Source organism: Opitutus terrae PB90-1 (assembly GCF_000019965.1).
Taxonomy (GTDB): Bacteria; Verrucomicrobiota; Verrucomicrobiia; order Opitutales; family Opitutaceae; genus Opitutus; species Opitutus terrae.
Genome location: NC_010571.1, coordinates 2,487,597 through 2,500,651, shown reverse-complemented (window position 1 = coordinate 2,500,651; position 13,055 = coordinate 2,487,597). Strand labels below are relative to the sequence as shown.

The following is a 13,055-nucleotide window of genomic DNA, read 5'->3' as shown; positions in this document are numbered from 1 at the left end:
ACGAGCGACGGATCGTCCGCACACACCAGCTCCGTTCCGTCCGCCACCAGCCCGCGACAAAACGCCTCGTGCTTCTGCTGCGTCAACAGCACGCGCGGCGCCGCGTCCCGCAGCATGAACCCGATCCGCTCCGCCGGATACACCGGATCGAACGGCACATACGCTCCGCCCGCTTTCAGGATCGCCACGATCCCCACGACCAGTTCCACCGTTCGCTCGAAATACATCCCCACCCGCGCCTCCGGTTCCACGCCCGCGCGCCGCAGCCGCCACGCCAGCCGGTTCGCCCGCGCGTTCAATTCCGCATAACTCAACGCCACCCCTTCGCGGCTCACCGCGATCGCGTCCGGCGTTTGCGCCACCTGCGCCTCGAACCAGCTCACCAGCGTCCGGCCCGACGCCCACTCGCCCGCCGCACCTTGGAACTCCTCCACCACCTGCCGCCGCTCCGCCCCGCCCAGCAGCTCCAGCCGCCCCACCGCGCAGCCAGGATCTGCCGCGATGCTCTCGAGCAGCGTGGTCAGATGCGCGATCATCCGCGCGATCCGCTCTTCCTCGAACAGGTCGGTGTTGAACACGACGGAGCCTCGCAGCGTCGCCTCGCGTTCCTCGAAGTTGAACTGCAGGTCAAACTTGCTCCCGCCGAAATCGTCCACGAACGGCCGCACGCTCACGCCGTTCAACGCCAGCGCATACGGATCCACGTTCTGCATCACCACGACCACGTCGAACAACGGCGTGCGCGTGACATCGCGTTCCAGCGCGAGATCGTCGACCAGCCGGTCGAAGGGATACGCCTGGTGCTCATACGCCTCCGTCGCGGTCTGCCGCACCTGCGCCAGCAGCGTGGTGAACGCCGCCGCCGGATCGATCGTCGCGCGCAACGGGAGCGTGTTGATGTAAAACCCGATCTGGTCCTCGAGGTCGGGATGCGTCCGGCCGGCGATCGGACTGCCGACGATCAGATCCCGCTGTCCCGAATAGCGGTGCAACAACACGTCGACCGCCGCGGTGAGCGCCATGAACAACGTGGCCTGTTCGCGCTGCGCGAGGTCGTGCAGCGCCCGCGTCAGCTCCGGCGAAAGCGCGAACGACCGCGTCCGGCCAACGTAGCTCTTCACCGCCGGCCGCGGCCGGTCGGTCGGCAGCTGCAGCACCGGCAGCGTGCCAGCGAATTTCTCTCGCCAATACGCGCGATGCTCCGCCATCCCGTCCGCCGCCAGCCGCGCGTTCTGCCACCCCGCGTAGTCGCGGTAATGCACGCGCAGCGGCGCGAGCGCCGGCTCCTCGCCGGCCACGAGCGCGTCGTGCCGCCGGATGAATTCGTTCACCAGCACGCCCGTGCTCCAGTCGTCCGACACGATGTGGTGCATGTTGAACAGCAGCGCGTGGCGGTCGGGCGCAATCCGCACCAACGCGATCCGCACCAGCGGCCCGCGCTCGAGATCGAACGGCCGCCGCGCGTGCGCCAGCGCCAGTTCGCGCGCCTGCGCCTCCGGCTCGCGCCCGCCCGAGACATCGGCGAACTCCAGCTCGCCGAGCGGCGCCGGGTGCACGCGTTGCCGCGGCGCGCCGTCGATGAGCACGAAGGTCGTGCGCAGCGACTCGTGCCGCTGCACCAGCTGCGCGAAGGCCTGCTCGAGCGCCGCGCGATCCACCGCGCCTTCGAGCAGCACCGCGGCCGGCATGTTGTAGGCTGTGAGCGCCCCTTCCAGCTGGGCCAGCACCCACAGCCGCAGCTGCGCGTGCGAGAGCGGATAGTCCGCCGCGTCGGCGACGCGCGGAATCGGCTCGTGCCGGGCGCGGCGCGCCGTCTCGAGAGTCGCGGCGAACTCCGCGATCGTCGGCTGGTTAAACAGCTCGCGCAGCGCCACCTCGCAGCCGAACTCGCGGCAGATCCGGCTCACGACCTGCGTGGCCTTCAGGCTGTGCCCGCCGAGTTCGAAAAAGTTGGCCGTCACGCTCACGCGGCCGAGCCCGAGCACCGCGCCCCAGATCGCCGCCAGCTGCGCCTCGGTGGCATTGCGCGGCGCCACGTGATCCGCTTCCGCCAGCTCCGCCGTCTCGGGCGCGGGCAACGCGCGGCGGTCAACCTTGCCGTTCGGCAGCTGCGGCAACGCGTCGAGCACGACAAAATCCGCCGGCACCATGTAGCTTGGCAGCCGTTCGCGCAGAAACGTCCGGAGCTGCGGCACGAGCCCGCGCGCGAGCTTCTCGTGCAGCGGATTGTTGGCGTAGCTCGCCCAGGGCTTCACGGCGCGATCGACGGGCGTCAGATCAAGCGCCGGCAGCGGCCGGCCGTCGGGGTCAAGTTTCCGGAACACCACGTCGTAACGACCATCGTCACCGTCCATGGCCAGCGCCGTGTCCACCGCGTAGCCCAGCTCTTCGCCCAACGCGCTCAGCTCGTCCGGATCAATGCCCGCCGCGGGGGCCGCCGCCAGCGCCGCGCGAAAATCCGCCACGCGTTCGTCGGCGCGGGCGGTATCCAGCCAGGAGAGCGTGTAGCGTTCGCGCTGCACGCGCGGATTCGCCACGTTGCGCAACGCGACCGCTTCTTCCCCGGTCGCGAGCCGGCGGCGCAAGTCCTCGCACGAGATCGGCTGCCGTGGCCAGTTTTCCCAGGCGAACTGCGGCGTCGGCTCGCCGCTGCCGCCCACATGCACGGTCACATCGCAGCGGAACCGCGTCATTTCGTTCTGAATTCGCCCGCGCTTCGGCCGCACCTCGAGGCGGCTGATCTGCGGGTACCGGTGACGCAGCGCGACGAAGAACTCCGGCGCGAGCGCCATTTCCTGTTCGCGCTGCAGAGCCGCCCGCACGCGCCGCCGCAGCCCCGCGGCCGTCAGCGTGTCCGGCGCCTTGAACAACTGCACCGACGCGTGGAACGCCGGCAGGAGCGCGCGGACGCGCACGTCGCCGAAGAAGATCGCGCCGCCCGGGCGCAGCACCCGCAGCGCGCCTTCGATCACCTTGAGCAGATAGTCGACCCCGGGGAAATACTGCACGACCGAGCAGAGCATCACCACGTCGACGCTCGCCGGAGCAATCGCCGAAAAGTCGTCCGCCCGCTGCGCGCGCAGCTCAACGTGGGCGAATTCCGGCCGGCCCGCCAGCTGTTGCTGCAGCCGCGTAATCGCCACGCGGGAAAGATCGGCCGCCAGATAGTGCTCCACGTGCGGCGCCAGCGGGGCCAGCAGCAAGCCGGTACCGCAGCCGATCTCGAGCACGCGCCGCGGCCGCAGCGCGCGGACGCGCTCCACCGTATGCGTGATGTACTCGCGCATCTCGGCGTCGGAGAGCGGCTGCCCCGTATAGTTGCTGTCCCAGCCGATCACGTTCGCGGTCGGTTCGTCCGCCAGCGCCCGCGTTTCCGCGTAGCTGTCCTCGTGCAGATCCTGCCAGAGCTGCACCTGCTCGGCGGCCAGACCGGACGCTTTCGCCTGCAGCTCCTCCGCGGACGCGTTCAGCGTGGCGTAGGCGGCGAGCCGCTTCTCACCTGGCTGGTCTTCGCGGATCAGCACCACCGCCTCGCCCACGGCGGGATGCCGCGCGAGCATGCTCTCAATCTCGCCCAACTCGATCCGGAAGCCGCGCAGCTTCACCTGCTGGTCGAAGCGGCCCAGCATTTCCAGCGTGCCATCCGGCCGCCAGCGGCCGAGATCGCCCGTTCGGTAGATCACCGCGCCGCGCCGGCCGGCGTCGTCGTAAGGATTCGTCACGAACGCCGCGCGGGTCTTCTCCTCGTTCCGCCAGTACCCGGCGCCGACGCCCACCCCCGACACGGCGATCTCGCCCGGCACGCCGACGGGCACGAGCTGGCGATGCCGGTCGAGCACGTAGAGCGTCAGGTTCGGCAACGGCCGTCCGATCGGCACCGTCGGCGCGTCCACCGGCAGCGGGCCACTCAACATCGCCTGGCAAATGTCGTCCGCCGCTTCGGTCGGACCGTAGGCGTTGGCCAATCGGATCGCCGGATACAGCTGGAACCATTGGTTCACCAGCGCGACCGACACCGCCTCGCCGGTCACCATCGCATACGCCAGCGCCGGCAGCGCACGTCGCGGCGCCGGCAGCGTGGCGGCGTGGTCGAGAAACTCCTTTAGCACCACCGGCACGAGTTCGATCAGCGTGATCCCCTCGTCGCGCACCAGCCGGAAAAGCTGCGCCGCGTCACACACGGTTTCGAAATCCGCGATCACCGTCCGGCCGCCGATCAGCAGCGGCGCGAGGAATTGCCAAACCGAAATATCCGACGATGACGGCGCGCTTTGCAGGAAGGCCGTGCCCGGCGTGAACTCCAGTTCGCGGAACTGCCCAAAAATGTGATTGATCGCGCCGTTGTGCCGCACGATCGCACCCTTCGGCGCGCCGGTGGAGCCCGACGTGTACAACATGTACGCGGCATCGCCCGGCGCACCGGCCACCGGCGCCGCGGTTGCGCCCGAAGATTCGGCGCACGCGTTGTCGACTTCGTCCAGCAGCAACACCTCGCGCAGGCTGGCCGGTCGCAGCCGCTCCGCGCCGTGCCGCTGCCACACGCTGCGGCGCGTGATAAGCACCGGCACCGCGCTGTCGTGAACCATGTGCCGCACGCGTTCCTCCGGATAGCCGGGATCGATCGGGATGAACGCCGCCCCGGCTTTAAGGATCGCCAGCATCGCGGCGAGAAATTCGACGCCGCGCTCGTCAAGTATCGCGACAAAATCGCCGCGCTGCACGCCGGCGCAGCGCAGCCGAACCGCAATCCGGTTCGCAAGCGCGTCGAGCTCGGCGTACGTCAATCGTCGCTCGCGGTGCACCACCGCCACGCGCTCTGGCGTCGCCGCGACCTGCGCGGCGAACAGCTGCTGGATCGTGCGATCGTCGGGATAATCGATTTGCGCCGCGTTGAACGCGTCGAGCAGCTGGCTTCGCTCCGCGGCCGTGAGCAGCGGCAGCTGCGCAACACTCGTCTCGGGCGCGGCCACCGCCGCCGCCAGCAGCGTCCGCCAGTGGCCCGCCATCCGCTCGATCGTGCCGGGATCGAACAGGTCGGTCGCATACTCGAGCACCGCCTTCAGTCCGTCCGATGTTTCCCAGACATCGAGCACGAGGTCGAACTGCGCGGAGATCCGCTCTGCCGCGAGATCGGTGATCGTCAGGCCCGGCAGCACGCGCTCACGGTGCGGCGTGTTGTGCAGCGCGAACATGACCTGGAAAATCGGATTCCGACTCAGGTCACGCTCGGGCTGCAGTTCGTCGACGAGTCGCTCGAACGGCAGATCCTGGTGCGCATACGCGTCCAGCGCCGCGCGCCGGACCCGGCCGAGCAGCTCCAGAAAACTCGGCTCGCCGGTGAGATCGTTCCGCAGCACGAGCGTGTTCACGAAGAACCCGATCAGCGGCTCGATCTCTGCCCGATGCCGGTTCGCGATCGGCGTGCCGACCACGATGTCTGGCTGGTCGCTGTATCGGGACAACAGGACCGCGAACGCCGCCTCCAGCGTCATGAACAGCGTGGTGCCGGCGCGCCGGCTCAGCGCCTGGAGCTGGGCGGTGATCTCGCCATCGAGCCGGAAAGCGTGGCTGCCGCCGCGGAAGCTCTGCACCGCCGGCCGCGGGCGGTCGGTCGGCAACTTCAACACCGGCGGCGCACCCGCGAGTTGCTGTTTCCAATAGTCGAGCTGCGTCGCCAGCACTGCGCCGCGCAACCAGCCGCGCTGCCACACGGCAAAATCCACGTACTGGATCGACAGCTCCGGCAGCGGTGACGCGCGCCCCTCGGTGGCCGCCGCATACAGTTCGCCCAACTCGCGGGTCAACACGCCCATCGACCAGCCGTCCGAGACGATGTGATGCATCGTCAGCAGCAGGATGTGTTCGTCGTCCGCGAGCCGCAGCAGCGCGGCCCGCAGCAATGGCCCGCGCGCCAGGTCGAACGGCCGCCGCGCCTCCTCCGCGGTCCAACGCCGCGCCGCGTCCGCGCGCTCCGCCGCGGGGAGTGCCGCGAGGTCGATCACCGGCAGCGGCACCTGCGCACTCGCCGCGATCACCTGCACCGGCTGGCCTTCCACCGCGGCAAACGTCGTGCGCAGCGACTCGTGCCGTCGCGTGAGCTCCTGCAGCACACCCGCCGCCGCGGGCACGTCGAACCGGCCCTGCAGCCGCAGCGCCGCCGGCATGTTGTAGAACGGATTGCCCGGCTCGAGCTGGTTGAGGAACCAGAGCCGCTCCTGCGCGAACGACAGCGGCAAGTCGCGACCCCGCTCGACGCACCGCAGCGCCGGCGGCACCGCACCGCCGGCCTGGCCGCCCGCCGTCATCCGCTGCGCCAGCGCGCGCACCGTCGGCGCTTCGAAGACCGCACGCAATGGCAGCTCCACGCCAAACGCTTCGCGAATCCGCGTGACCAGCTGCGTCGCGAGCAGCGAATGCCCGCCGATCGCGAAAAAATTGTCCTCTACGCCCACGCGCTCGACGCCGAGCACGCGCGCCCACAGCAGCGTCATCACTTCCTCCGCCGGTGTCCGCGGCGCGTCCGTCGTTTGCACCGCGCTCGTGTCCGGCTCGGGCAACGCCGCGCGGTCGACCTTGCCATTGGGCGTCAGCGGCAGCGCCTCCAGCGTCACGACGACCGCCGGCACCAGATACTCCGGCAGCCGCGCCTGGAGCCGCGTTCGCAGCGTGTCGCCACTGGTACCGTCCGCGACCGCGTAGCCGATCAGCCGCTTGTGGCCGGCGTGCTCGCGCACGACCACCACTGCGGCACGCACGCCTGGCTCGGCCGTGAGCGCCGCCTCGGCTTCCGCCGGCTCGACGCGGTAGCCGCGAATCTTCACCTGCTGATCCTGCCGGCCGAGAAACTCGAGCGTGCCATCGTTCCGCCAGCGCACCCGATCGCCCGTGCGGTAGAGCCGCGCGCGCGGATCCGACGAGAACGGATCGGCGACGAACTTCTCCGCCATGAGCTCGTTCCGCCCGACGTAGCCGCGCGCGAGTCCGTCGCCGCCCGCAAACAGCTCGCCGGGCATGCCGATCGGCACCGGCCGCAGCGCCGCGTCCAGCACATATACGCGCGTGTTGGCGATCGGCCGACCGATCGGCACCGAACCGCCGGCGAGGTCGGATTCGCGCAACGTGGCGCAGCACGTGAACGTCGTGTTCTCCGTCGGCCCGTAGCCATTGATCAGCCGGCACGCCGGCACCTCGCGCAGAAACTTCCGGACGTGTGCCACCGACAGCACGTCGCCGCCCGCCAGCAACTGCCGCACCCCACGCAGATCGTCGAGCCGCTCATCGACCATCAGGTGGAACAGCCCCGCCGTCAGCCAGAGCGTCGTGATCCGCTCCGTGCGAATCGTCGCCCCGAGCGCCTCGAGCGTCGGCGTGCCCGGCGCCATCACCACCAGCGTGCCGCCGTTGAGCAGCGGCGCCCACAGCTCCAGCGTCGACGCGTCGAACGCCACCGGCGCCAGCTGCAGGAACACCTCCTTCGGCCCGAACTCCGCGAAATCCGTGTTCTTCACCAGCCGGACCACGCCGCGCTGCGGAATCGCCACGCCCTTCGGCCGGCCCGTCGAACCCGAGGTGTAGCTAATGTACGCGAGATGATCCGGCGTCACCCGCACGCCCGGATCCGTCCCGGGCGCGGCGGCCAGTTCCGCGGCCGCGCGTTCCAGGATCACCGGGGAAATGGTCGTCGCGCCACTCGCGGCGATCGCGCTCGTGAGCTGGTCCGCCAGCGCCTCCTGCGTGACGAGCACGCGCACGCCGGCATCCGCCAGCATCAGCGCGAGCCGCGCCGCCGGATACTCCGGATCGAGCCCGACGTACGCGCCGCCCGCCTTCACGATCGCCACCAGCGCCACGACGAGTTCCAGCGAGCGCTCGAGACAAAGCGCGACCGGCTGGTCGGGTCCGACGCCCCGCGCCCGCAAGACGTGCGCGAGCCGGTTCGCCCGCGCATCGAGTTCCGCATAGCTCAGCCGGGCTCCGCCGAACCGGACCGCCGTCGCGTCCGGCGTGCGGGCCGCCTGCTCCGCAAAAAGGCCCGCGAGGCTGCGCTCCGGGTACGGCCGCGCCGTGGCATTCCAGCGCTGCAGCAGCCCCGCGTCCGCCTTCGCATCCTGCAGCCGCAGCGCGTCGATGGACGCGCCGGGCGCACGGACGAGTTCGCTCAACAAGAATTCATACTGCGCCGCGATCCGCGCCGCCGTCGCGTCCTCGAACAGGTCGCAGTTATACTCCAGCCGGCCGATCAAGCGCCCGCCGCTCTCCTCGAGCGCGAGCGTGAGGTCAAACTTGGCTGTGCCGGTGTCCACTTCCACCGGCGCCGCGGCGAGCCCCGGCAGCCGCAGCGCGCCCACCGGCGCGTTCTGGAGCACGAACAGCACCTGGAACAGCGGCGTGTGTCCCAGCGCCCGGTCCGGCTGCAGCTCCTGCACGAGTTGCTCGAACGGCACGTCCTGATGCGCCAGCGCCTCGAGCGTCAGCGCGCTCACCCGCTCCACCAGCGCCCAGCCGGTCGGCTCCCCGGCGGCGTCGATCCGCAGCGGGAGCGTGTTCACAAAAAATCCGATCAGCGGCTCGATCTCGCGGCGAGTGCGATTCGCCACCGGCGTGCCAATCACCAGGTCCTCGCTTCCGCTCCACCGCCGCAGCAACACGGCGAATCCGCTCAACAGCACCGCGAACAACGACGCGCCCGCGTGCCGCGCCAGTTCGTGCAGCTCCCGCGTCAGCGCCGGCGCGAGCTCGAAGCGGTGCGTGCGTCCCGCCGTCGTCATCACCGCCGGCCGCGGCCGATCGGTCAGCAGCAGCGGCGCGGTCGGCGCACCCGCGAGCACGCGGCGCCAAAAGGCGATTTGTCGCTGCGCCGGCTCGCCCGCTCCCTGCTCGCGCTGCCAGGCCGCAAAGTCGGCATACTGGATCTCCAGCTCGGGCAACGCCGCGTCGGAACCGGCGGCGAACGCCGAGTACAGTTGCGAGAACTCCCGCACCAGCACGCCCAGCGACCAGCCGTCCGAGACGATGTGATGCAGCGTCAGCAGCAGCACGTGATCCTCCTCCGCGCACGCAAACAGCACCGCGCGCCACAACGGTCCCGCCACGAGGTCAAAGGAGCGCCGCGCTTCCACCGCCATCGCCGCCGCGAGCGCCGGCTCGTCCGCCACGGGTTCGATCCGCCACGGCAACGGAATCAAAGCGTGAATCGCCTGCATCACCTCGCCCTCCTCCGCCAGAAAAGTGGTCCGCAGCGTTTCATGCCGCGCGGCGATCGCCTCCAGCGCCCGCTGCACCGCCGCCCGGTCGAGCTTCCCGCTCAGCCAAACGGCGAGCGGAATGTTGTAGACCGCGGTGCCCGGTTCAAACCGGTCGAGGAACCAGAGTCGTCGCTGGGCAAACGACGCGGGTGCAGTCACGAGCGCTGTGTCCACGGTGCTCACTCCGGTCCCTTCGTTAGGGTTCGCCGCGCCGCGCGCGGAATGCTCGCCGGCGCGGACGCGCTCGGTGCGGCCTTGACCTGCGCGTCGATCACCGCCGCCAGCGCCGCCACCGTCGGCGACTCGAACACGTGCCGCAGCGGCAGCTCGAGCCCGAAACGTTCGCGCACCCGCGACATCAGCTGGGTCGCGAGCAGCGAATGACCGCCGAGCTCGAAGAAATGGCCGTTCGCGCCGACGCGCTCCTGCCGCAACACCTCGGCAAACATCGCGGCGACGTTCTCCTCCGTCGGCGTGCGGGGCGCCACGTAGTCCGCCGCGGCACCGTCCCCGAGCGCCGCGGGCTCGGGCAGCGCGCGACGGTCCACCTTGCCGTTGGACGTAAGCGGAAGTGCCGGCAAAGGCACAAACGCCGAGGGCACCATGTAGTCCGGTAGCGTGGCGACGAGATGCCTTCGCAGCTCGGTCGTCGCGACCTCGGTGCGGGGCACGTAGTAGCTGACAAGCTCCAGCGCGCCCGACGCCCCCGGCCGCGCGATCAGCTCCACCTCGGACACGGCGGGATGTTGCAGCAGCCGCGTCTTGATCTCGCCCAGCTCGACGCGGAAGCCCCGGATCTGCACCTGATCATCGATCCGGCCGAGATAGATCATCCGCCCGTCCGGCAATTGCTTCGCGAGGTCCCCCGAGCGGTAGAGCCGTTCGGCCGAACGGTAGGGGTTCACCACAAATCGTGCGCGCGTCAGCTCGTCGCGCTTGAGGTAACCGCGACCCACGCCCTCGCCGCCCACGCAGATTTCCCCGGGCACGCCGACCGGCACGAGTTGGAGCTGCCCGTCGAGCAGATTCGTCGTCGTCGTCGGGATCGGCCGGCCGATGGTGCTGCGATTCGCCGCGATGTCCACGTCGCTCACGTCCTCGACGGTCACGTGCACCGTGGTTTCGGTGATGCCGTACATGTTGACGAGTCGGACGGCCGGATACGCAGCCCGGAACTCGCGGAGGTGCAGGGGTGCGAGCGCCTCGCCGCCGAAGATCACCACCCGCAGCGCGAGTTGCTCCCGCCGCGCCAGGACCGTGCGCGCGAATTGATAGAACGACGTCGGGGTCTGGTTCAGCACGGTCACCTGCTCGCGTGCGACCAGCTCCGCGAAGGCTGCCGGATCCTGGGCGACCGCGCGCGGCACGATCACCAACCGCCCGCCATACAGCAGCGCGCCGTACATCTCCCACACCGAAAAATCAAAGCAGCACGAGTGGAAGAGCGTCCACACGTCGTCGGCGCCAAACGCGAACGGCAGCCGGTCGTTCAGGAGCAGCCGCACCACCTGTCGGTGCTCGATCAGCGCGCCTTTCGGCCGGCCGGTCGAGCCGGAGGTGTAGATGCAATAGGCCAGATGCTCGGGTCGCGCGATCTCCTCCGGCGCGGCTGCGGACTCGTCCGCCAGCAGTGCCGCGCCATCCTCGAGCGCGACGACCGTCAACGCCGCCGCGACCTCGCCACCGCCGGTTTCCGCCGCGAGCGTCGCGATCACGCGCTGCACGCGTTCGAGGCACTCCGGTTGCGTCAGCAGCACGCGCGGCTGCGCGTCGGCCAGCATGAAGGCAATCCGCTCCGGCGGATAAATCGGATCAAAGGGCAGGTAACCACCGCCGGATTTCAGCACACCGAGGATCGCGACGATCAGCTCGATCGAGCGCTCGAAATACAGCCCGACCAGCGCATCCGGTCCAACGCCGAGCCGGCGCAGCCGCTGCGCGACCCGATTCGCCCGCGCGTCGAGCTCGGCATACGTCAGCTGTTCCGCCCCAAAATTGATCGCGATCCGTTCCGGCGTCCGCCGCACCTGCGCCGCGAACAACGCGTGCAGCGTCAGCTCGCGCGGCGCGTGCGCGTCCGTGGCATTCCAGGCTTCGAGCTGCTGCCGTTCCTCCTGCGCATCGAGCAACACGATCTCGTCGATCCGCCGCTCCGGCTCGGCGACCAGCGCGGCGACGATCCGCGTGTAGTGCCGCATCATCTGCTCGATGAACCCGGCGTCGTGGAGGTCCGCGTTGTACACCAGCGCACCGGTCATGCCGCCGTCGCGTTCGGCTTGCAGCGCCAGGTTCAGGTCGTACTTCCCCAGCCCGAGATTCGCGTCGACCTGATGCGCCGTCCCGCCGCCGCCGAGGTCCAACACCGGCAGCGGCGCGTCTTCGTAGCCGAAGAGCACGTCGAACAGCGCCGTCCGGCTCATGTCCTTTTCCGGATTCAGCGCGAGCACCAGCGGATCGAACGGCATCTCCTGGTGTTCGCGGGCCTCGCCCCAGATCCGCGCCGATTCCCCGATCACGGTCGTGCCGGCCGGATTATCCGCAAGCGTCTGCCGGAGCACGACGAGATTGGCCACCGGACCAACCAGTCGCTCGGAACCCGGTTGACGGCGACACGGGAAGCTCGTGCCCAGGACAATCTCGTCCTGCCGCGCATAGCGGTGGAGCAGGATCTGAAACGCGGCCAGCGCGACCACCGCGGGCTCGACCTCCATGCGTTGCGCCAGCGCCCGCAGCCCACCAACCAGCCCCGCCTCCCACGCGAACCGGTGGTGCGCGGCCGTGAACGTGTGCACCGCGGGTCGCGGCCGCGCCGACGGCAGCTCGAGCGCCGCGAGCCGGCCGCGCAGCTGCCATTTCCAATAAAACAGCAGTGGCTCCAACGCGTCCGCCGGGAGCGTGCGCTGCCATTCCGAGAAATCCGCATACTGCAGCTCCGGCGCCGGCAACGTGCCGCCCTCGCCCCGCAGCAGCGCGGCCAGCTCCTCGGCCAGGATCCGCAGCGAGGGCTTGTCGCCCACCAGGTGGTGCAGCGTGATCGCCAGCACAAACTCCTCGCCTTCGGCCGGCCCGTAGCGCCACCACGTCGCGCGCACGAGCGAGTCGCGACCGAGCGCAATCGGCTGCTGCGCATCGGCGAGCGCCGCCTCCAGCGCTGCGGTAGCATCGACGTTACCGAGATGTCGTTCGATCAACGGCGCATCGATCTCAGCCTCCACGGATTGCAGCGCGCCGGCGCCGTCCGCCACGATCCGCGTGCGCAACGCCCCGTGCCGCGCGACGAGCTGCCGCCACGCCGCCGCAAGCCGCGCGCCATCCAGCCAGCAGCGGCCGTGCAACAGCAGCGGAATATTGTGATACGTCGGTGCAGCCGGGTAGACGTGACCGGCCTCGAACTGGTCGATGAACCAAAGACGTTCCTGATGAGACGAGAGCGGGAACCTCATGGCACGGAAAGCTTCGGTGCGTTCGGGGTGGGCGTGCTCCGCACCGGTCGCAAGGCCGGCAGCGCGGCGGCTTCGAACGCCACGGCCGCTAGCCGGGTCGCGGGGTCTGCCGCCAGCGTTTCGAGGACCTTCCGCAATCGCGTCGCGAGCCGCTGCACCGTCGCCGCGGTGAACAGATCCACGTTGTAGACGAAATAGCCGCGCAGCCCATCCGGCGTTTCCCAGCAGTAGAAATCCAAGTCCGTCCGCACCGGGACTTCGTCGCGTTCCCACGGCTCCAGCTGCAGCGACGTCCCCGCTGCCGAGCCCGAAACACCCGCCGCATTCTGGAAGGTCAGCACGGTTTGGAAAACCGCCGAGCGACTCG

At 69.8% G+C, this 13,055-nt stretch carries 3 protein-coding genes (2 of these 3 cut by a window edge); all 3 read right to left on the bottom strand.

The window, feature by feature from the left end; translation table 11 throughout:
• Tightly spaced (each overlapping or abutting the next), the 3 genes in view from OTER_RS09960 to OTER_RS09950 form a layout consistent with a single transcriptional unit that may run on beyond the window.
• Positions 1 to 9,428: the 5' portion of a non-ribosomal peptide synthetase gene (locus OTER_RS09960; RefSeq protein ID WP_012374788.1), read on the bottom strand. Its footprint begins 1,492 nt before the window's first position; the window shows 9,428 of its 10,920 coding nt (coding positions 1–9,428); its start codon is at positions 9,426 to 9,428; its stop codon lies beyond the left edge, outside the window.
• Positions 9,425 to 12,688 (bottom strand): non-ribosomal peptide synthetase, encoded by a 3,264-nt coding sequence (locus OTER_RS09955; RefSeq protein WP_012374787.1) that lies wholly within the window; start codon positions 12,686 to 12,688, stop codon positions 9,425 to 9,427. Before OTER_RS09955 ends, OTER_RS09960 begins: the two co-directional genes overlap by 4 nt.
• Positions 12,685 to 13,055, bottom strand: the end of a protein-coding gene (locus OTER_RS09950; protein ID WP_012374786.1) for a type I polyketide synthase. 5,365 nt of this gene lie beyond the right edge of the window; only the last 371 of its 5,736 coding nucleotides appear in the window; its start codon lies off the right edge, out of view; it ends in the stop codon at positions 12,685 to 12,687. The genes OTER_RS09955 and OTER_RS09950 overlap by 4 nt, the downstream gene beginning before the upstream one ends.

Bases quoted from the DNA above. Each gene is read 5' to 3' on its own strand.
- OTER_RS09955 (WP_012374787.1), bottom strand. From the start codon at position 12,688: ATGAGGTTCCCGCTCTCGTCTCATCAGGAACGTCTTTGGTTCATCGAC.